This is a genomic window from Pseudonocardia sp. DR1-2 (genome assembly GCF_023717215.1).
Classification (GTDB): domain Bacteria; phylum Actinomycetota; class Actinomycetes; order Mycobacteriales; family Pseudonocardiaceae; genus Pseudonocardia; species Pseudonocardia alni.
In genome coordinates this window covers 414,005-434,195 of record NZ_JAMQOF010000006.1, presented here as the reverse complement: position 1 = coordinate 434,195, position 20,191 = coordinate 414,005, and the positions used below count along the sequence as shown (strand labels likewise).

Genomic DNA, 20,191 nt, shown 5'->3' with positions numbered 1-20,191 from the left:
TCAAGCGGTGGGTCAGAGGCCGTGCGGGGTGCCCTCGGTGAACCCCGCGGTGGTCTGCACCCCGACGACGGACCGCTCGTGCAGCTCGTCGACCGAGCGCGCGCCGGCGTAGGTGCACGCGGAGCGGACGCCCGAGCAGATCTCGTCGAGCACGTCCTCGACGCCCGGCCGGTCCGGGTCCAGCCGCTGGCGCGAGGACGAGATGCCCTCCTCGAACAGCGACTTGCGGGCCCGGTCGAACGCGTTGTCCCCGCGGGTACGGGCGCCGACCGCGCGCTTGGACGCCATCCCGAACGACTCCTTGTACGCGCGGCCGTGCTCGTCGCGCAGCAGGTCGCCGGGGGACTCGTAGGTGCCCGCCAGCCAGGAACCGATCATCACCGAGGCCGCGCCCGCGGCGAGGGCGAGGGCCACGTCGCGCGGGTGGCGCACCCCGCCGTCGGCCCAGACGACGGCGCCGCGCTCGCGGGCCGCGGCGGCGCACTCGGCGACCGCGGAGAACTGCGGGCGCCCGACGCCGGTCATCATCCGGGTCGTGCACATGGCGCCGGGGCCGACGCCGACCTTGACGATGTCGGCGCCCGCGTCGACCAGGTCGGCGACGCCCTCGGCGGTGACCACGTTGCCGGCGGCGACCGGGACCGCGGCCCCGGCCTGGTCGACCACACGGCGGACCGCGCCGAGCGCGTCGAGCATCTTCTCCTGGTGGCCGTGCGCGGTGTCGACGACGAGCACGTCCACACCGGCGTCGAGCAGGGCCTTCGCCTTCACCGCGACGTCGCCGTTGATACCGATCGCGGCCGCGGTGCGCAGCCGGCCCGCGCCGTCGAGGGCGGGGGAGTAGATCCCGGCCCGGATCGCGCCGAGCGGGGTGAGCAGGCCCGCGAGGCGGCCGTCGCCGTCGAGGCCGAGCGCCACCGCCTTCCGACCGGCGTCGAGCTGCTCGAACACCTCGCGCGGCTCGGTGCCCAGCGGCAGCGCCAGCGGGTCCGGATCGAGGACTTCGGCGAGCCGGGTGAAGCGGTCCACCCCCGCGCAGTGCGCCTCGGACACGGTCCCGACCGGACGGCCGCCGTCGTCGACGACCACGACGGCGTCGTGGGCCCGCTTGGGCAGCAGGTTCAGCGCGTCGGCCACCGCGTCGGAGGTACGCAGCACCAGCGGGGTGTCCCACACCGGGTGCCGGGACTTGATCCAGGACACGATCCCGGCGACGGCGTCGGTCGCCACGTCCTGCGGCAGCACCGTCAGCGCGCCGCGGCGGGCGAGGGTCTCGGCCATCCGGCGGCCGGCGACGGCGGTCATGTTTGCCGCGACGACCGGCACCGTGGCCCCGGAGCGGTCCGGGGCGGTGAGGTCCACGTCGAACCGGGAGGTCACCGTGGAACGGCGCGGGACGAGGAAGACGTCGTCGTAGGTGAGGTCGTGCTCGGGCCGGCGGTCGTCGAGGAAGCGCACGGTATCGGGACTGTACGCCCCCGGCCGCCTCGTCACGTGCCCGTCACGTGTCGACAACCGTCGGGCAACCACGGATGCCTACCGTCGGGTACATGCCGGTGCCGTCGCCGAACCCCCGTGTGCGTGCTGCCGACGTACGCCGGCTCCGGGACCTGCTGCGCATCGCCGTGGCCGGGCGCGGGCGCCCCGGGGACCTGCTGCCCGGTGAGGACGAGCTGATGGTGCGCCACGGCGCGCCGCGCGCCGCCGTCCGGGCAGCGCTGGGGCTGCTCCGCGAGGAGGGGTTGCTGCGACCCGGGCCGACCGCGCACCGGATCGTCGCCCGGCCGCACTACCCCGGACGGGCCGCGGTCACCGGTACGGGTGCCCGGCTCCCGCGCTGGCTGGAACGCACCGGGATCGCCGCGCCCGACGTGCTCGCCGACTGGCTCGGCGTGCCGGTCGGGGCACCGTGCCTGCGCACCGAGTGCGTCTCGGCCACGGCCGGTGGCGGCGCGGTGCTGGAGACCCACTACGTGACGACCACGGCCGCGGCGCGGCTGCTCGCGGTGCCCGGGACCGGCCCCTTCGACCGGCAGCTGTGCGAGGCCGGGCTGCGCCCGGCGTCGGCGGGCACCCGCTCCGGGCCGGTGCCGGCCGACCCGGACTCCGCGGCGCTGCTCGGTGTCGCCGCCGGCACGCCGCTGCTGGGCGCCGAACGGACCCTGACCGGTGACGACGGCCGCGTCCTCGCGGTCAGCGTGCTGCGTGCCGACCCGGCCGGGTCGGTGCCCGCGGCCCGCGACGGCGCCGCGGCCGCTCAGCCCGACAGCAGCGCCCGCACCGCGTCGAGCGAGTCGGCCTCGGCCGGGGTCTTGTCCGGGCGGTAGCGCAGCACCCGGGCGAAGCGCAGCGCGACCCCGCCCGGGTAGCGGGTGCTGCGCTGCGCGCCGTCGAGCGCGATCTCGACGACGAGCTCGGGCCGCAGGTGCACCACGCCCGGCTCGCGCGCCGTCTCGTACTCCGGGAAGGTCGCGGTCTGCCAGGCCAGCAGCTCGTCGGTCATCCCCTTGAACGTCTTGCCGACCATCACCGGCTCCCCGCCGTCCGGGTCGCGGGCGCCGAGGTGGATGTTCGACAGCGACCCGGTCCGCCGCCCGTAGCCCCACTCGGCGCCCAGCACCACCAGGTCCAGGGTGTGCACCGGCTTCACCTTCTGCCAGGCCCTGCCGCGCCGCCCGGCCGCGTACGGCGCGGCCAGGTCCTTCACGACGACGCCCTCGTGCCCCGCCGACAGCGCCTCGGACAGGACCGCGGCCGCCTGCTCCGGCGACGGCCGCCGCACCCCCGGCATCCGCAGCGCGGCGTGGGTGTCCGCGGCGAGCAGCCCGGCGAGCGCGTCGAGCCGGACCTCGGCGGGCTCGTCGACCAGGTCACGGCCGTCGAGGTGGAGCAGGTCGAAGAAGAACGGCGACAGCAGGACGTCCGGTACCCGCTCCTCGGTGCCGAACCGGCTCATCGTGTCCTGGAACGGGCGGGGGCGGCCGTCGTCGTCGAGGGCGAGGGTCTCGCCGTCGAGCACCGCGGTGTCGCACGGCATCCCCCGCACCAGCTCCACCAGCTCGGGCACGCGAGCGGTGATCTCGCGCAGCGTGCGCGTCCACACCCGCACCCGGTCGCCGCGGCGGTGCACCTGGATGCGGGCGCCGTCGAGCTTGTGCTCGACGGTGACGTCGGTGCCGAGCCCGGCCAGCGCGGCGTCGAGCGAGTCGCCGGGGGAGGCGAGCATCGGCCGGACCGGCCTGCCCACCTCCAGCCCGACCGCGGCGAGCGCGTCCTGTCCGCCGGTCAGCGCGGTGGCCGCGGTCTCCGGCAGCCGGCCGGACAGCATGAACGCGCGGCGCACCGCGGGCGCGGCCACCTCGGAGGCGGCGGCGACGGCGTCCACCATCAGCCCCTCCAGGGCGCCCTGGCGCAGCTGGCCGGTGAGCAGACGGTGCAGGAAGCGCTGCTCCTCGGTGGTCGCGGCGCCGTACAGCTCGGTGAGCAGCTCGCGGCGCCGGGCCGCCGAGCCGGTCCCCGCGGTGCCGGAGAGCTCGTCGAGCAGTGCGTCGACCTGCTCCACCGTCAGCGACGGCTCCGCCGCGGCCGGCACGTCGACGCCCGACAGCGTCCGCCAGCCGGTCCCGATCCGGCCCTGCCGGGGCACCCCGGACAGCCAGGCGACGACCGGCACGACCTCGGCCGGCGCGGCGGTGCGCAGCAGCCCGGCGAGCGCGGCGGTCTTCTCCTTGCGCGCGCGGGTCGCCCCGACCGCGGCCGAGGTGGTGACGACGTCGGTGAACAGCACCGGGTCAGTGAAGCAGCGACCCCCGACAGTCCGCGCGTCGTCGGATCAGGCGGTCCGTGCGGCCTGCGGTACCGGGACGGGGCGCGGGCCGGACGCGGCGGGCGGCAGGATCGCTCGGCGCCACAGCTCGGCGACCGGGACGACCCCGCGGCAGGTGCCGTCCGGGGCGACGACGACCAGGTCGTCGTAGCCGCGGGCCGGGTCGCCGGACAGGCCGATCTCCATCGCGCGGTGCAGCGGGGTCCGCTCGTCGACGGTCCGCGGCGGGTCCGCCAGCTCGGCCGCCGGCTTCTCGGCCCACAGCGCGTGCCCGAACCGGCCGGCCAGCTGGAGCAGGACGCGGCTGCGGTCGAGGTAGCCGACCGGCCGGTGCGCCCGGTCGACCAGGACGATCCCGGCCGAGTCGGGACGGGCGCGCAACGCCTCGCGTGCGGTGTCGCCGACGGCGTCGTCGGGCAGGGTCACGGCCGGCACGGCGAGCCCGCGCACCGGGGGACCGGCCGGGACGGGCACCGGGGTGGCGGCCGGCTCCGGCGTCCCGCCGCGCTCCGGCGCCGGGTGGCCGGGCCCGGGACGCCCCGGGACGGGACGGACGGCGGCGGTCCGGCCGGCGGCGGGCTGTGGCATCGCGCTCAGCAGGCCGAGCAGCTCCGCGCGGGTCGCCGGGTCGGCCTCGGGCGCGGCGCGCGTCCCACCCAGCAACGGGCCCTGGGCGAACGCGATCCCGGTCGCGAACAGCCCCGTCAGCCGGGCCGCGTCGCGGACCCCGGTCGCGGCGACCGGCGCCCCGACCGCGCGGGACACCTCGACCACGGCGCGGACGGCGGCGCCGGTCCCCGTGTCGAGCACCCCGTCGCAGAGGTCCGGCTCGAGCTTCACCACGTCCGGCCGGACGGCGGCCACCACCTCGGGACCGAACGCGCGCCCGGCCCCGTCGAGACCGATCCGGAAGCCCCACCGCCGCAGCTCGGCCAGCGCCGGGACGAGGTGCTCGGCCGGCGCCGCGGCGGCGATCGGCGGTCCCACCTCCAGCAGCGGGGCGACCGGGTCGGTGGCGTCGCCGAGCATGCCGCGCAGCCGGCCGCGGGCGTGGAGGACGGTGTCCGCGGCGACGTCGACCTGCACCGGGACGGCGGCACCCCAGGACCGGGCGGACGCGACCGCGGAGACCGCGGTGCCCGCGTCGAGCTCGGCGATCCGGCGGGCGTCCCAGCCGCGGTCGCGGGCCGCGACGGCCACCGTGTCGTGGTGCAGGCGCGGCACGACCTCGACCCCGGTGCAGCGACCGGAGCGCAGATCGTGCACAGGGACGTACGCGAAGCGCTGGTCGGGCATCGGAGGGGTCCGTTCGGGTGACGGTGATCGACTGACGCACACACGGTGTCACGTCGATGTGGACCGAACGGGGACGCGGAGGTGAACAGCGGATGGACTGACCCGGTGCGCCCGGCCGGTGACCGGGCGCAGCCGGGATCAGGAGCGCTTCTCGCCGCGGGTCATCGCCAGCACGTCCAGGGCACGGTCCAGCTCGTCCTCGGTGAGCGTCCCGTTCGCCACGTGCCCGCGCTCGATCACGACCTCGCGGATCGTCTTCCGCTCCTTCAGTGCCTGCTTCGCGACGGCCGCCGCCTCCTCGTAGCCGATCCTCGAGTTCAGCGGGGTGACGATCGACGGCGAGGACTCGGCGTACTCGCGGGTGCGCTCGAGGTCGGCCTCCATGCCGTCGACGACCTTGTCGGCGAGCAGCCGGGCGGCGTTCGCGATCAGCCGGGCGGACTCCAGGACGTTGCGCGCCATCACCGGCATCATCACGTTCAGCTCCAGGTTGCCCTGGCTGCCGGAGAACCCCACCGTCGCGTCGTTGCCCATGACCTGCGCGCAGACCATCATCGTGGCCTCGCAGATCACCGGGTTGACCTTGCCCGGCATGATCGAGCTGCCCGGCTGCAGGTCCGGCAGGTGGATCTCGGCCAGCCCGGTGCGCGGCCCGGACGACAGCCAGCGCAGATCGTTGGCGATCTTGTAGAGCGACACGGCGACGGTGCGCAGCGCGCCGGAGGCCTCGACCAGGCCGTCCCGGGAGCCCTGGGCCTCGATGTGGTCGGTGGCCTCGGTGAGCTGCTCCAGGCCGGTCGCCTCGCGCAGCTTCGCGACCACGGCGGCGCCGAACCCGTCCGGGGCGTTCAGCCCGGTGCCGACCGCGGTCCCGCCGATCGGCAGGACGGCGAGGCGGGGGAGCGCGTCGCGGACGCGGTCGGCGCCGTAGCCGGCCTGGCTGGCCCAGCCGCCGGCCTCCTGGCCGAGGGTGATCGGGACGGCGTCCATGAGGTGGGTGCGGCCGGCCTTCACGACCTCCGACCAGTCCGCCGCACGGCGGCGCAGCGCGGCCTCGAGGTGCTGCAGCGCCGGGACCACCTCGGTCGCCAGCGCCTCGGTGGCGGCGAGGTGGATGGTCGTCGGGAAGACGTCGTTCGACGACTGCGAGGCGTTGACGTGGTCGTTCGGGTGCACGTCGGTGCCGGCCCGGGCGGCCAGCGAAGCGATCACCTCGTTGGCGTTCATGTTCGACGACGTGCCCGAGCCCGTCTGGAAGACGTCGACCGGGAAGTGGTCGTCGTGCCCGCCCGCGGCCACCTCGTCGGCGGCCGCGGCGATCGCGCGGGCCCGGTCGTCGTCCAGGACGCCCAGCTCGCCGTTCACCCGGGCCGCGGCCGCCTTGACCAGGCCGAGTGCGCGGATCTGGGCGCGCTCCAGGCCGCGGCCGGAGATCGGGAAGTTCTCCACCGCGCGCTGGGTCTGGGCCCGCCACAGCGCGTCGGCGGGGACCCGGACCTCGCCCATGGTGTCGTGCTCGATGCGGAAGTCCTCGCTCATGGGCTGAGGTCTACTCCTCCGCGACCCGTCCCGCAGTGTTAAGTGAGCCTAACCTCACGGCAGCGGCGGGGCCTCGCCCTCGACGCCGTCGAAGTCGACGGAGGAGAACTCGCGCAGCTTGGTGAGACGGTGGTAGCCGTCGATCAGCCGGACGGTGCCGGACTTGGACCGCATCACGATCGACTGGGTGGTCGCCCCGCCACCCCGGTAGTGGACGCCGCGCAGCAGGGGGCCGTCGGTGATGCCGGTGGCGCAGAAGAAGACGTTCTCGCCGCGCACGAGCTCGGCGGTGGTCAGGACCTTGTCGAGGTCGTGGCCCGCGGCGAGGGCCTTCTCGCGCTCGGCGTCGTCCTTGGGCCACAGCCGGCCCTGGATCTCGCCGCCCATGCACTTCAGCGCGGCCGCGGTGATGATCCCCTCCGGGGTGCCGCCGACGCCGTAGAGCATGTCCACGCCCGAGCTGGGACGCGCGGCGGCGATGGCACCGGCGACGTCGCCGTCGGAGATGAAGGCGATGCGGGCACCGGCCGCGCGGATCTCGGTGACGATCTGCTCGTGGCGGGGGCGGTCGAGCACGCAGACGGTGACGTCGGCGACGTCGATCTCCTTGGCCCGCGCGACCCGGCGGATGTTCTCCGCGACCGGTGCGGTGATGTCGATGGCGTCCGCGGCCTCCGGCCCGACCGCGATCTTCTCCATGTAGAAGACGGCGGACGGGTCGAACATGGCGTCCCGCTCGGCGACGGCGAGCACCGCGAGGGCGTTGGGCATGCCCTTGGCCATCAGCGTGGTGCCGTCGATGGGGTCGACGGCGACGTCGCAGAACGGGCCCTCGCCGTTCCCGACCTCCTCGCCGTTGAACAGCATCGGGGCCTCGTCCTTCTCGCCCTCGCCGATGACGACGACGCCGCGCATCGACACCGAGGAGATGAGCTGGCGCATGGCGTCGACGGCGGCACCGTCCCCGCCGTTCTTGTCGCCCTTGCCGACCCAGCGGCCCGCGGCCATCGCGGCGGCCTCGGTGACCCGGACCAGCTCCATCGCCAGGTTGCGGTCGGGCGCCTCACGACGGCGGGGGGTGGCGGGACTGGCGGGCTGGCTCACGGATACGTCTCCATTCACGGGCGGCGTGCTCGTCGGCGACGTCCCCTCGTCCGGGTTCCCACGGGCGTACGGGGAGGCGCCCGGCGATCCTCGCACGCCCGGCGTCGGGGGAGCAGCGATGAGCGACCGACGCCATGCCTGGGACGATGGACACGTGAGCGCACGACCTGACCCGGGAATGCCGTCGCCGGACTCCTCGGAGCCCGCCGGGCCCCCGGCTGTCCCGGACCCGGCCGACACCTCCGGTACCGCCGGGGCCGCCGAACGGGCCACGGCCGGTGGCACCGGCCCGGACCCGGTTCCGGCTGCGGACCCGGCCGCCGCGCCCGAGGGTGCGGCCCGGTCCGGGAGGCCGCAGCCGCCGCCGGTGACCCGCCGGATCCCCGAGGCGGGTCCGCAGGCGATGCACAAGCCCGGCCGTGGCGACACGTCGGTGCGCGACCTGATCTGGGCCTGCCTGATCCTCGTCCCGGTCGCCCTGCTGATCTTCTCGGTCGGCGGGTCCTGCTCGTTCTCGCCCGGCGCCCCGGCCGAGGACGCCGCGTCGGCCCCCACCGTCGACGCCCCGGCCCGGATCGCCGAGTACGCCCGTGGCTCGGCCTTCCCGCTGCGGTTGCCGGACGTCCCGTTCCGGGTCAACTCCACCGACCGCGGCCCGGTGGAGGGCGGCGGCACCGCCGTGCGCATCGGCTTCGTCACCCCCGACGCGGACTTCCTGAGCCTGGTCCAGACCGACGGCTCGGTCGAGGGTGTCCTCGCCACCGAGTCCGGTTCCGCGGGACGCGGCGACGGCCCGCCGACGATGCGCGGCACCGTGCAGGCGGGCGGCCTGACCTGGGAGGTCTACGGCGCCGAGGGCGGCGAGCCCTTCCGGATCGCGACGCTGCCCGGACGGCCGGAGGTCCGCGTCCTGGTGACGGGCTCCGCGTCGGACGCGCAGTTCCGCACCCTCGCCGAGGCCCTCGTGGCGGCGCCCCCGGTCGCGCCCGCAGGATCCTGATCCGTGCCGGTGACCCGGGCCCGGTGACCCGGGTCCGGTGCTGCGCCGCGGCACCGGTGAGGCGCGGCGCAGCGGGTCCGGCCGTGACCGGTGGTCGCCGGCCTCAGCGGCCGAGAACGGTGTCGAGCCAGTCGAACGTGCGCTGGTGGAACAGGAAGAGCGCCCCCTCGTGGCAGTGCTCCCCGCCTCCCTCGTCCTCGCGGAACACGATCAGCTCCTTGACCGAGGTGAGCTCGTCGTACACGCGTTGCGGCTGTCCTCGGAAGAACTGGTCGTTCTCCGCCTCCAGCACCAGCGTCGGGCACCTGATGAGCCCGGTGACCCCGTTCATCGTGTAGGGCCCGGCCGCGTCGAGGAGCTCGTCGAAGTCGCGTACGCCGAAGGTCCACAGCCCGTTGAGCACGGCCCAGCGCGCACCCGTGTCCCGGGCCATCAGGGCGTCCAGCCCGCCGGGGGTCGCCGCGGCGCGGTCACCGATCGCGGCGACGACCGGCCGGAAGTCGTGGACGCCGTCGTACAGCACCGCGGCGGCCAGCCGTGGCTCGAAGGCGGCGGCCCTGGCGGCCAGGTACCCGCCCAGGCTCATGCCGATCAGGGTGAGGCGCTCCGGGTCGACCTCGGGCTGGGCGAGCGCGAGGTCGACGGCCGGTGTGACGACGGCCTCCCAGTCCGGGCGGAAGTGCAGTCCCCGGTCCCGGAGGCTCCGGCCCTGGCCCGGGCCGTCGAAGGCCAGGACGTTGTAGCCGCGCCGCAGCGCGCCGGCCGCGAGCGCGAAGTAGTCCTCCTCGAGGGTTGAGTCGTAGCCGCCGTGGAAGAGCACGGTGGGCCGGCGGACCCCGGAGTCGTCGACCAGGAACAGGTAGCCCGGCAGCGACACGTCCTCGTAGGGGATCTCGACGGCCCGGACGGGGGTGTCGAAGAGGGTGACCGCGTCCGCGAACGTCTGCTGCGACGCGGTGGCGAGCCGGGCGGACTCCGTGTCCTGCGCGGGGTTCTCGCGCCGGTAGAAGTCAGCGGTCCGGTAGTAGTTCGAGGCACGCAGCAGCGCCTCCCGGGCGCTGACCCGGTGACCGGCCGCCTGCGCGTCGCGACCGATGAGCTCGACACGCGCCGCGGTCGCGGCCCATCGCGTCGACCAGGCGTCGTGGTCGCCCTCCGGGATGTCCCGGCAGGTCACCAGGACCTCGCCGAGGTCGGCGCCGGCGTAGGCCGCGTAGCCGGCCGCGCGCAGCGCCTCGAAGGAGAAGGACTCGTCGTCGAAGAGGAACTTCATCGCCAACTCCGGTGTCTCAATGGAACGAAACGGTATCGTTCCGTTTTGACGGTAGACAGGACCGGGGACGATGTCCAGGGGTGGGTGCGCGGCCGCCGGGCACACGACGTGGCCCGGCGAGCCGGGTCCCGGATCGTCGCCCGGCTCGACGGACGGGGTCGCGGTCGTCGCCGCGGGTGGCCTGCCGGCGCCGGTATCCCGACCGTGTGCCGGCGGGACGGCGTCAGGCGTCGGGGTCGCGTTCCGCCTCGGCCAGCTTCTCCTCGATGCGGGTGCGGGCGCCGGCGAGCTGGGCGTCGCAGCGCTTGGCCAGGGCCTCGCCGCGCTCCCACAGTGCGACGGACTCGTCCAGGCCGAGGCCGCCGACCTCCAGCGCGCGCACGACCTCCACGAGCTCGTCGCGGGCCTTCTCGTAGCCCAGGGTCTCCACTGCCGGTCGGTCGCTCATCAGGTCTCCGGGTCGGTGGTGGTGGTGGTCACGGTGGCGGCGACGGCGCCGTCGGCGACCCGGATCCGCAGGCCGGTGCCGGCGGGCGCGTCGGCGACCGACCGCAGCAGCGGGGGCACGTCGTCGTCGGTGCGGTCGGCGAGCTGCACGATCGCGTAGCCGCGGGCCAGGGTCGCGGTCGGGCCGAGCGCGGCGAGCCGGGCACCCAGGTGCTCCAGCTCCGACGACGACCGGTCCAGCCGCCGCAGCACCGCGCGGTGGGCGGCGGCGCGGGCGTCGGCGATCTCGCCCTCCCGGGAGGTGACCATGCGCAGCGGGTCGGCCAGCACCGGCCGTCGCCGCAGGTCGTCGAGGCGGTGCTGCTCGCGGTCGACCCAGCCGTGCAGCGCGCGGCGGGCCCGGTCGCGCAGCCCGGAGATCCGCGCGGTCTCCTCGGCGAGGTCGGGCACCAGGCTGCGTCCGGCCTCGGTGGGGGTGGAACAGCGCACGTCGGCGACGTGGTCGACCAGCGGGGTGTCCGGCTCGTGCCCGATGGCCGACACGACCGGGGTCCGGCAGGCGGCGACGGCGCGGCACAGCGTCTCGTCGGAGAAGGGCAGCAGGTCCTCGACGCTGCCGCCACCGCGGGCGAGCACGATGACCTCGACGTCCGGGTCCCGGTCGAGGGCCCGCAGCGCGCCGACGACCTGCTCGACGGCGAGCCCGCCCTGCACCGCGACGTTCTCGATCCGGAACCGCACCGCGGGCCAGCGCGAGGTCGCGTTGCGGACGACGTCGTGCTCGGCCGCCGAGTCGCGCCCGGTGACCAGGCCGATGGTGTGCGGGAGCAGCGGCGGGCGCCGCTTGAGGGCCGGGTCGAACAGCCCCTCGGCGGCGAGCAGCCTGCGCAGCCGCTCGATCCGGGCCAGCAGCTCGCCGAGTCCGACCGCGCGGATCCGGTCGACGCGCAGCGACAGCGTGCCGCGCCCCAGGTAGAACGACGGCTTGCCGTGCACGATCACCCGGCTGCCCTCGGTCACGGCGCCGCCGGCGTCGCGCACCAGCGACGACGGCGCCGTCAGCTGCAGGGAGATGTCGGCGGCCGGGTCACGCAGGGTCAGGAACGCGGTCCCGGAGCGGACGTTGACCTGGGCGAGCTGGCCCTCGACCCACACCGCGCCGAGCCGGTCGACCCACTCGGCGATCTTGCGGGCGACCGTGCGGACCGGCCACGGGTCCTCCTCGGAGGTCGTGGCGCTCAACGGTTCTCGGACACCGTCGCGATCCGGTTCGTCAGCATCGTGACGTACGGCGGCCGGTTCTCGTGCGCGGTCTCCCAGGCGAGGAGGTCCGCGAGGTCGTCGAGGCTCAGCGTGCGGAGCTTGCCGCGCAGCTGGGGCACGGTCATCGTCGGGTACTCGGGCAGCACGGCGGGCGCGGTGGCACTCGCCTCGGCCCGGTTCGACGCCGACGCCGGACGCGGCGACGCGGGCGACCGGTCGATCGGGATGCCGGTGCGGGCGGGCCGCAGCGACGACACGGTGCCGTTGCGCCCGGCCGGGGGAGCGGCGGGCGGCAACGGCGGGGCGATCGGCTCCGGGTCGGGCAGCGAGAGGTCGGCGCCGTCGGCCAGGTCGTCGTCGAAGGTCGCCCAGCTGGGGATGTCGTCGGCGGGACGCAGGGTGCCCAGCGCGCGGTCGCCCTTGATGGCCAGCTCGGTGATCCGCTGCTGGAGCCGCATGGACACCTGCAGCGCCTGGCTGACCGCGGTCACCGGCAGCTCGACGGCGTGCCGCGGCAGCTCTCGGGCCTGCTCGACGGCGGTCACGACGAGGCCGGCGGCGATCCGCACGGGGAACGGCAGCGGAGACATGCACGCCATTGTCCCCTCATCCGCGGCCGCCTGTCGCGCCGGGCGCGCCGGGAGCCGGTCGGGCCGGTCACGTACGGCTGCCCGCTCCCGGGCCGGTCCGTACCCTGGGGGCCATGTCCGGTTCTGCCAAGCAGGTCCTGCTCGCCAAGCCCCGCGGCTACTGCGCGGGCGTCGACCGTGCCGTCGAGGCGGTGGAGCAGGCGCTCGACCAGTACGGCGCCCCCGTGTACGTCCGCAAGGAGATCGTGCACAACAAGCACGTCGTGGAGACGCTGCGCGAGCGCGGTGCGATCTTCGTCGACGAGGCGTCGGAGGTTCCGGAGGGCGCGCACGTGGTGTTCTCCGCGCACGGCGTCTCGCCCGCGGTCCGCGACGAGGCCGCGGGCCGGAACCTGCAGACCATCGACGCGACCTGCCCGCTGGTGACCAAGGTCCACCAGGAGGCGAAGCGGTTCGCCCGCGAGGACTACGACATCCTGCTCGTCGGGCACGCCGGACACGAGGAGGTCGAGGGGACCTCCGGTGAGGCGCCCGAGCACATCCAGCTCGTGGAGTCCGCCGCCGACGTCGACTCCGTGACCGTCCGCGACCCGGAGCGGGTCGTGTGGCTGTCGCAGACCACGCTGAGCGTCGACGAGACGATGGACACCGTCCGTGCGCTGCGCGAGCGGTTCCCGAAGCTGCAGAACCCGCCGTCGGACGACATCTGCTACGCCACGCAGAACCGCCAGGTCGCGGTGAAGACGATGGCGCCGCGCTGCGACCTGGTGCTGGTCGTCGGGTCGCGGAACTCGTCGAACTCGGTGCGTCTGGTCGAGGTCGCGCTGGGCGCCGGGGCCGGTGCCTCGTACCTGATCGACTACGCCCGCGAGATCGACGAGTCCTGGCTCGACGGCGTCACGACGGTCGGGATCACCAGCGGTGCGTCGGTCCCGGAGATCCTGGTGCAGGGTGTCGTCGAGTACCTCGCCGAGCGCGGCTTCGGCTCGGTCGAGGAGGTCGACACCGCCGAGGAGACGCTGACCTTCTCGCTGCCCCGCGAGCTGCGCCCGCCGCGCGGCCGGTCGCTGGGCCTGACCCCGGTGAACTGACCCGCGGCACACACGACGGAGGCCCCGGACCGAACCGGTCCGGGGCCTCACGTGTGTACGGGGCGGGGATCAGCCCGCGGCGCGGTCCGCCTGGACCTGCTTCGCCGACACGACCTGCACCTGGTCGCCGATCTGCAGGGTGTCGAACCAGAGCTTCGCGTTCTCCGGGGTGAGCCGGACGCAGCCCGCCGACGGGGTGTCGGTGCGGCCCTCGTGGAAGGCGATGCCGCCGTCCTGGAAGAACACCGCCCACGGCATCGGGGCGGGCTCGCCGTTGGTCATCGTGTACTCGCCGCTCTTGTGCAGCTGCTCCTTGCGGTAGACCCGCAGGGAGTGGCCGACCGGGGTCTCCTTACCCGGGCCGCCGATGGCGACCGGGACGGGCCCGTGGGTGATCTTCCCGTCGGTGAACAGCCAGGAGCGCTGGGTGTCGAGGTCGACGCAGGCGCGGGCCGTGACGGTGCACGGGGTGCCCGCGACGAGCGGCTGGTCACGGAAGGCCTGCGCGGCCGGGGTCCCTGCGATCGCGGTGCCGACGCCGATCAGCGCGACGGCCGCGGCGACCAGCGCGACGACGATCGCGGGTCGCGTCCTGCGGGGGCTGCGGGTGGTCGACATGGCTCTCCAGTGGATCCGGCGTGCGTCGGGGAGCGGCGGGGTCACGCCGTGCCCCCGATGGGAAGACGCTCGGGAGGGCAGTGGGTTGCTCCCATTGTCCGATCCGTCGTCACCCGAGCGGTCTGCGGGGTACGTTCCGGCCGTCCACCTGGGCGGATGCGTCCGGACGACCGTGGCTGCGCCGGGTGGCGGTCAGCGGGTGTCGCGGCGTGTCCGGCCGGTCGCGCCGCGTGTCGACCCACGGGAGGGTTCGGAGCGGGAGGAGTCGGCGCGCGAGGAGCCGGAGCGCGCCGTCCCGGTGGAGCGCGCTGCGGAGCCGGTGCGGGAGACCCCGGTGCCGGTGGACCCGGTCCGCCCGGTGGACCCGGTGCGCCCGGTGGACCCGGTGCGACCGGTGGACCCGGTGCGGACCGAGCCGGTGCGGGCGGTGCCGGTGGTGCGGGAGCGGGCCGCGGTCGTCGTCGCGGTGCCCGCGCCGCGCGGTGCCCGGGTCCGTCCGCCGGGACCGTCGGGGTCGTACCCGCCCGGGTCGCGGCCCAGTCGCTGCCGCAGCCGGCCGACGGCGTCGTCCGGGCCGAGACGCTGGCGCAGCACGCGCAGACCGGCGACGAGCAGGACGACCAGTGTGGTCACCGCCATCGCCGGGAACGCGTTGATCAGCGGGGCGCCCGCCATGAGCAGGCTCTGCGCCGTGCCGCCGCCGGACGGGGCGCCGATCAGCACCGCGACCAGCGGTACGACGACGGCGAGCAGCAGCGGCGGCTGCACGGCCGGCAGGAACAGCCCGCGCCGGCGGACCCACGACACCGCGAGCACGCAGCCGAGCAGGTAGCAGACCTCGAACACCCGGCCGACCGTGCCGATCCGCAGCAGGTCCACCAGGACGCCGAGGGCGGTGGTGCCGACGGCCAGACCGGTGGCCGCGAGCGGCGGGACACCGAGGACCGGGGGGAGCAGGGACCGCTCACGCACCGGCCAGCCACCGCGCGCGGGGGCTGGGCCCCGGCCGGGCCGGCGGGCCGAGCTCGATCGGGCCGTGGTCACCCGGTCAGCCTAACCCCTCCCGCCACGGTGTCCCGGTCGCCTCGTCGCGTGCCGTGTCGCCGTCGCCGAACGTGCCCGGATGTGCGCCGTCGGGTCGGCCACCGCCGGATCGGGTGCCGTCCGGCCGGTGGTGGTCGGGCCGCCCGAGGTCCTCGAGGGACACCAGCGAGTCCCCGGCGGAGGCGACCAGCTCGGGCGCGGAGACGCCGCGCGGGGTCCGGTCGACCGTCGCGGGCGTCCCCAGCTCGGTGTCGGACACCTGCAGCTCGGTGAACTTCCGGGCGCTCACCAGGACCCGCGCCTCCAGCGAGGAGACGGTCCGGTTGTAGCTGTCCACCACCGCGTCCAGGCTGCGGCCGAGCTTCGCGACGTGCGTGCCCATCGTCGCGAGGCGCCCGTGCAGCTCGCGCCCGAGCCGGTGCACCTGGGCGGCGTTGCGGGCCAGGGCCTCCTGCTTCCAGCCGTAGGCGACGGTGCGCAGCAGCGCGACGAGGGTGGTCGGCGTCGAGAGCACGACGTTGCGGCCGAAGGCGTACTCCAGCAGCCCCGGGTCCGAGCGCAGCGCCGCCTCCAGGAACGGGTCACCCGGCACGAACAGCACCACGAACTCCGGTGTCGGCTCGAACGACTCCCAGTAGGCCTTGGCCGAGAGCTGGTCCACGTGCGTGCGCAGCTGCCGGGCGTGCGCCGCGAGCCGTTCGGTGTGCACGTCCGGGTCCGAGGCCTCGACCGCCTGCAGGTAGGCCGCGAACGGCACCTTCGCGTCGACGACGACCTGCTTGCCGCCCGCGAGCCGGACCAGCATGTCCGGGCGGACCCCGCCGTCCTCCCCGGCGGCGGACACCTGGGTGGAGAAGTCGCAGTGCTCGAGCATCCCGGCCATCTCCGCGACCCGCTGCAGCTGCATCTCGCCCCACCGGCCCCGCACCTGCGGCGCCCGCAGCGCGTTGACCAGTGCCTTCGTCTCGGTGCCGAGCTTGTCCGAGCTCGCCGCCATCGCCCTGACCTGCTCGCGGAGCCCGGCGTAGGCGGACTCGCGCTCCTTCTCCACCGTCCGCAGCTGCCCCTCGACCCGGCCCAGCGCCGCCGAGACCGGGTCGAGCAGCTGCTCGACGGCCTTCGCACGGGCGGCCTGGTCGCCGTCGGCCTTCGCCGCGAGCGCGGCGGTCGCCTCCTTGAGCCTGCTCTCCGCCAGCGCCACGAACGCCTCGTTGTTGCGGGCCAGCGCGTCCTGCGACAGCGCGGCGAAGGAGTCCTTCAGCTCGGCCTCGCGGCGCACCGTCGCGGCCTCGGCCCCGGCCCGGGCCTCCCGCTCGGCGCGCAGCGCGGCGGTGGCTCCCGCGGCGTCGGACTCGGCCCGCCGGGCGCGGACCGTCGCGTCGTCGAGGGACTCGTGCAGCTCCTCGACCCGTTCGAGCAGCGCGGCGCGCTCGGCGCGCAGACCCGCCGCGTCGGCCCGGGTGGTGGCGGCGGTGTTCGCGGCGGCCCGGGCCGCCTCGGCCGCCTCGGCCCGGAACCGGGCGGCGGCCACCGACCAGACCACGGCGGCGGCGACCGCCGCACCGAGCAGCGATCCGAGGAGCAGGCTGAGGACGTCCACCCCCGCAGCGTGCACCGCACCCCCGACAGTTCCGCGCCGCCGCAGCTCAGCGGCGTGTCCGGAGCCGGGTGTCCCGCACGGGCACGCACGGGGGACGGCCGGCGGCCGGCCGGGTTGCCCCGGCGAGGCGGATGCCACGCCGGGCGAACCGGTTCGCGATGCACACGTCTTCCCCGGTGTCGGACCTTCGGGGGGCCGACGGTCCGGGCCGGGGGGCCCGGGCGCACCGCGAGAGTGAGAGAGGTACCTGTGAAGACCACCCGACTCGCCCGCACCATCGGCCGTACGGTCGCCACGACCACCGCCGCCCTGGCGGTCGCCGCCGCGGCCGTGCTCGTCCCGGCCGGGGTCGCCTCGGCCGCACCCGCGACGCCGGCGGGGGACCCGGCGCCCAGTGCCTGCCGCCCGGCGAACCAGCAGGCGACCATCCACCCGGCCCCGGGCAGCGCCGGACACCGTCACTACACGGTCGTGCTCAGCGCGGCCCCCGGCACGTCGCCGTGCCTGCTGTCCGGATCGCCGTCGGACCTGGTGTTCAGCCTGAACGGCTCGCCGCGCGCCTCCGAGGTCGCGGTGCCCCACGGCGACCAGACCCGCGCCGTCGAGTTCGGGCCGGGCGAGCCCGTGCGGTTCGACGTGCAGGTCCGCGACTCCGCCGGGCCCGCCCGGGCGAACGAGCTGCAGTTCTCGCTGCACGGTCCCGGCGGTGACGTCCCGGGCGGCTTCCTGGCCCGGGGGCCGATCGGCGTCGACGCCGGCATCCAGGTCGGCCCGGTCACCGAGCGCTGACCCGGGGCGCCGCCCCGGACCACCGGCCACGCGGCGGCCGCGGTGCGCGATCCGCGGCCGCCGCGGCGGTCTCAGACCGCCTCGTGCTCCAGCAGCCACCGCTTCACGGCTAGGCCGTAGCGGAACCCGCCCAGGCTCCCGTCGGTGCGCAGCACCCGGTGGCACGGGACGAACAGCGCCGCCGCGTTGAACGCGCAGGCGCCCGCCGCGGCCCGCACCGCCGCGGGGCGGCCGGTCTTCTCGGCGTAGCCGGTGTAGGTGACCGGTGCCCCCGCGGGGACGGTCCGCAGCACGTCCCACGCCAGCTCCCGGTAGGGGCCGGACCGCTGGCGGACGGGCACGTCGTCGATCACCGACAGGTCGCCGCCGTGGTAGCGGTCGACCGCCTCGCCGACCGCACCGAGGTCGCCCTCGACCACGGTCGCCGGGGCCAGCGAGCGGTGCACCAGGGCGAGCAGCTCGTCGACCGAGGCGGTCCAGCCGGAGGCGAGGACGTGTCCGTCGTCGTCGACGACGGCGGTGAACGGCCCGGCCGGGGTGTCCCGTGTGGACCAGGTTGCCGTGCTCATGCGCTCCTCCGAGGAGTGGTGGTGGTGGCGGCGGACGTCGCGGCCCGCCAGAGATGGGTGGCGGCGTAGGACCGCCAGGGGGCCCAGGCGTGGGCGCGCGCGGTGAGCGCCGCCTCGTCGCCGGGCAGTCCGAGTGCCTCGGCCCCGCGGCGCACCGCGAGGTCGGAGGCGAGCAGCTCGTCGGGATCGCCCAGGACGCGCATGGCCAGGTAGCCGGCGCTCCACGGACCGATCCCGGGCAGCGCGCACAGCTCGGCGCGCAGCCCGTCCGGGTCGCGCCCGGGGTCGAGGGCGAGGGTGCCGTCGGCGAGCGCGGCGCACAGCCCCCGCAGCGACGACGCCCGCCGCGCCGGCCCCGCGATGTCGGCGTCGGCGAGGGTCCCCGGCCCGGGGAACAGCAGGTGCGGCCCGTCGTCGTCGCGCAGCTCGGCGGGCAGCGGCGTCCCGTGCACCGCCGCGAGACGAGCCGCGGCGGTACGGGCCGCGGCGACCGACACCTGCTGGCCCAGCACCGTGCGCACCGCCGTCTCGGCCGGGTCGACGGTGCCCGCCAGCCGGATCCCGGGCGTCGCGGCGACCAGCGGGGCGAGAGCGTCGTCGGCGCCCAGCACGGCGTCGACGGCGAGCGGGTCGGCGTCGAGGTCGAGCAGCCGGCGCAGCCGGGACACCGCGGGACCGACGTCCCGCGGGTCGGACGCCCGCAGCGTCGCCACCACGGCTCCGGCCCGCGCGGTCAGGTCCAGCGCGATGACGGCCGGTCCGTGCGGCAGCCGCAGCGTGCGCCGGTACGTGCCGCCGGTGACGGCCTCGACGCCGTCGACGGCGCGGGCCGCGAGGTGGTCGAGCAGGCCGTGCGGGTCGAACGGGGACCGGTAGGGCAGGCGCAGGACCAGCGCCCCCGGCGGGCCGGGCTCACGGGTCCGCGACCGGCGGGCGGCCTCGGCGCGCAGCTGCGAGGGCGGGACGCCGTAGACGGTGCGGACGGTGTCGTTGAACTGGCGGACGCTGCCGAACCCGGCGGCGAACGCGACGTCGGCCAGCCCGAGCGGGGTGGTCTCGACCAGGATGCGGGCGGTGTGCGCGCGCTGCGCGCGGGCCAGGGCCAGCGGCCCGGCGCCGACCTCGGAGGTGAGGATCCGGCCGAGCTGGCGGGGCGAGTAGCCCAGCCGCGACGCGAGCCCGGGGACCCCGTCGCGCTCGACGACGCCGTCGGCGATCAGGCGCATGGCTCGCCCGGCGGCGTCCGCGCGCAGGTTCCACTCCGGCGAGCCGGGGACGGCGTCGGGCAGGCACCGCCGGCAGGCGCGGTAGCCCGCGGTCTGCGCGGCGGCCGCGGTCCGCAGGAACTCGACGTTGCGCGAGCGCGGAGGCGGCACCGGGCAGGACGGGCGGCAGTAGATGCCGGTGGTGCGCACGGCCGTGACGAACTGGCCGTCGAACCGCGCGTCCTTGGCGGCGACGGCGCGGTAACAGGAGTCGTGGTCGAGCAGCACGGCACCGACGATGCCACTGGGCGGCCGTCGTCACTGGCGGGAATCGGTCACCGGTGTCCGGGGTCCGGTCTACGGGCAGAGCGCGCCCGACACCCATCCCTGCTCGCAGGCGAAGCGGACCTCCTCCTCGCGCGAGGCGTCCCGGTCGGGGACCCCCGACGGGCGCTCACGGGTCCGCTCCGGGGTGGCGCGCGGCGGGTCGGCCGGGGCCGGGGTCGCGACGGGGGCGGGCTCGACCCGTTCGGGGGCCGCCGTCTCCCGCTCCCGGGTGACGCCGCCGGTGTCGTCGCGCACGACGGGTGCGCTCGCGCCCGACGGTGCCGGTGCCGGGGCCGGGACGAGCGGCGGGGGAGCGGGTGCCGGTGGGGCGGGTGCGACCGGCGGTGCCGGGGGCAGTGCGGGCTCCTCCCGGCCGGCCGCGGTCAGCGACACCGCGGACACGGTCCCGGCGGTGGTCAGGACCGCGACCCCCGCGGTCAGCAGGGCGTGCATTCCGGGCAGGCGCACGACGTCCCCCTCGGTCTCGGTCGTCGAAGCTCGGCCCGGACGGAGGTGGTGTGCGGCTGTCCGGGTGATGGGAGCGGGTCGACGATGGCTCTACGTCACCTGTGCGTCGTGCGACGGAGTATGCCTTACGCCCAACGGAGCA

Annotated in this window: 19 protein-coding genes; 4 read left to right on the top strand and 15 right to left on the bottom strand. The window is 76.0% G+C overall.

The window, feature by feature from the left end; all coding sequences use genetic code 11:
• Window positions 1-12: 12 nt before the first annotated feature.
• Window positions 13-1,458, bottom strand: coding sequence for a GuaB1 family IMP dehydrogenase-related protein (locus tag ND486_RS20205; protein ID WP_208818826.1), 1,446 nt, complete (start codon window positions 1,456-1,458; stop codon window positions 13-15).
• 92 nt (window positions 1,459-1,550) lie between these two features.
• Here ND486_RS20205 and ND486_RS20200 point away from each other — a divergent pair, with 92 nt between their 5' ends.
• Complete coding sequence (locus tag ND486_RS20200) at window positions 1,551-2,327, top strand: UTRA domain-containing protein (RefSeq protein WP_251785793.1); 777 nt, start codon at window positions 1,551-1,553, stop codon at window positions 2,325-2,327.
• Here the strand turns inward: ND486_RS20200 and ND486_RS20195 are convergent.
• The 4 genes from ND486_RS20195 to glpX all read right to left on the bottom strand — a co-directional run bounded on the left by ND486_RS20195 (window position 2,258) and on the right by glpX (window position 7,702).
• Window positions 2,258-3,787 (bottom strand): ATP-dependent DNA ligase, encoded by a 1,530-nt coding sequence (locus tag ND486_RS20195; protein ID WP_251785791.1) that lies wholly within the window; start codon window positions 3,785-3,787, stop codon window positions 2,258-2,260. The two genes, ND486_RS20200 and ND486_RS20195, sit on opposite strands and share 70 nt — an antisense overlap.
• 45 nt (window positions 3,788-3,832) lie before the next feature.
• Window positions 3,833-5,122: an EAL domain-containing protein gene (locus tag ND486_RS20190; protein ID WP_251785789.1), complete on the bottom strand. Its 1,290-nt coding sequence runs from the start codon at window positions 5,120-5,122 to the stop codon at window positions 3,833-3,835.
• A gap of 138 nt (window positions 5,123-5,260) precedes the next feature.
• Window positions 5,261-6,661, bottom strand: a complete 1,401-nt coding sequence (locus ND486_RS20185; protein ID WP_251785788.1) for a class II fumarate hydratase — start codon at window positions 6,659-6,661, stop codon at window positions 5,261-5,263.
• Window positions 6,662-6,715: 54 nt separating this feature from the next.
• A complete protein-coding gene (glpX, locus tag ND486_RS20180) occupies window positions 6,716-7,702 on the bottom strand; it encodes a class II fructose-bisphosphatase (protein ID WP_251785949.1) in 987 nt (328 codons plus the stop codon).
• Window positions 7,703-7,919: 217 nt separating this feature from the next.
• Between glpX and ND486_RS20175 the strand changes: the two genes are divergently transcribed.
• Window positions 7,920-8,765 (top strand): DUF4245 domain-containing protein, encoded by an 846-nt coding sequence (locus ND486_RS20175; RefSeq protein WP_251785786.1) that lies wholly within the window; start codon window positions 7,920-7,922, stop codon window positions 8,763-8,765.
• Window positions 8,766-8,868: 103 nt separating this feature from the next.
• On the opposite strand, the gene ND486_RS20170 is transcribed toward ND486_RS20175, so the two are convergent.
• The 4 genes from ND486_RS20170 to ND486_RS20155 all read right to left on the bottom strand — a co-directional run bounded on the left by ND486_RS20170 (window position 8,869) and on the right by ND486_RS20155 (window position 12,338).
• The gene (locus ND486_RS20170; protein ID WP_251785784.1) at window positions 8,869-10,038 is read right to left on the bottom strand and encodes a S9 family peptidase; all 1,170 of its coding nucleotides are present in this window, start codon (window positions 10,036-10,038) and stop codon (window positions 8,869-8,871) included.
• 223 nt (window positions 10,039-10,261) lie between these two features.
• Window positions 10,262-10,486 (bottom strand): exodeoxyribonuclease VII small subunit, encoded by a 225-nt coding sequence (locus tag ND486_RS20165; protein ID WP_251785782.1) that lies wholly within the window; start codon window positions 10,484-10,486, stop codon window positions 10,262-10,264.
• A complete protein-coding gene (xseA, locus tag ND486_RS20160) occupies window positions 10,486-11,727 on the bottom strand; it encodes an exodeoxyribonuclease VII large subunit (RefSeq protein WP_251785780.1) in 1,242 nt (413 codons plus the stop codon). Before xseA ends, ND486_RS20165 begins: the two co-directional genes overlap by 1 nt.
• Window positions 11,724-12,338 carry a lipid droplet-associated protein gene (locus ND486_RS20155; RefSeq protein ID WP_062400380.1) on the bottom strand — a complete coding sequence of 205 codons (615 nt, stop codon included), beginning with the start codon at window positions 12,336-12,338 and terminating at the stop codon, window positions 11,724-11,726. Before ND486_RS20155 ends, xseA begins: the two co-directional genes overlap by 4 nt.
• A 113-nt stretch (window positions 12,339-12,451) precedes the next feature.
• Between ND486_RS20155 and ND486_RS20150 the strand changes: the two genes are divergently transcribed.
• A complete protein-coding gene (locus tag ND486_RS20150) occupies window positions 12,452-13,429 on the top strand; it encodes a 4-hydroxy-3-methylbut-2-enyl diphosphate reductase (protein ID WP_208818834.1) in 978 nt (325 codons plus the stop codon).
• Window positions 13,430-13,498: 69 nt separating this feature from the next.
• On the opposite strand, the gene ND486_RS20145 is transcribed toward ND486_RS20150, so the two are convergent.
• The 3 genes from ND486_RS20145 to ND486_RS20135 form a co-directional block, all read right to left on the bottom strand.
• Complete coding sequence (locus ND486_RS20145; protein WP_062400384.1) at window positions 13,499-14,047, bottom strand: L,D-transpeptidase; 549 nt, start codon at window positions 14,045-14,047, stop codon at window positions 13,499-13,501.
• 192 nt (window positions 14,048-14,239) lie between these two features.
• Window positions 14,240-15,019: a DUF6542 domain-containing protein gene (locus tag ND486_RS20140; RefSeq protein WP_251785779.1), complete on the bottom strand. Its 780-nt coding sequence runs from the start codon at window positions 15,017-15,019 to the stop codon at window positions 14,240-14,242.
• Between the two features lie 76 nt (window positions 15,020-15,095).
• Complete coding sequence (locus ND486_RS20135) at window positions 15,096-16,691, bottom strand: DNA recombination protein RmuC (RefSeq protein WP_251785776.1); 1,596 nt, start codon at window positions 16,689-16,691, stop codon at window positions 15,096-15,098.
• Window positions 16,692-16,940: 249 nt separating this feature from the next.
• Here ND486_RS20135 and ND486_RS20130 point away from each other — a divergent pair, with 249 nt between their 5' ends.
• A complete protein-coding gene (locus ND486_RS20130) occupies window positions 16,941-17,480 on the top strand; it encodes a hypothetical protein (protein ID WP_251785775.1) in 540 nt (179 codons plus the stop codon).
• A gap of 71 nt (window positions 17,481-17,551) precedes the next feature.
• On the opposite strand, the gene ND486_RS20125 is transcribed toward ND486_RS20130, so the two are convergent.
• The 3 genes from ND486_RS20125 to ND486_RS20115 form a co-directional block, all read right to left on the bottom strand.
• Entirely contained in the window at window positions 17,552-18,049 is a 498-nt protein-coding gene (locus ND486_RS20125; protein WP_251785772.1) for a methylated-DNA--[protein]-cysteine S-methyltransferase, read from the bottom strand.
• Window positions 18,046-19,542, bottom strand: coding sequence for an AlkA N-terminal domain-containing protein (locus tag ND486_RS20120; protein ID WP_251785770.1), 1,497 nt, complete (start codon window positions 19,540-19,542; stop codon window positions 18,046-18,048). Before ND486_RS20120 ends, ND486_RS20125 begins: the two co-directional genes overlap by 4 nt.
• 69 nt (window positions 19,543-19,611) lie before the next feature.
• Complete coding sequence (locus ND486_RS20115) at window positions 19,612-20,049, bottom strand: hypothetical protein (RefSeq protein WP_251785769.1); 438 nt, start codon at window positions 20,047-20,049, stop codon at window positions 19,612-19,614.
• Window positions 20,050-20,191: the final 142 nt, after the last annotated feature.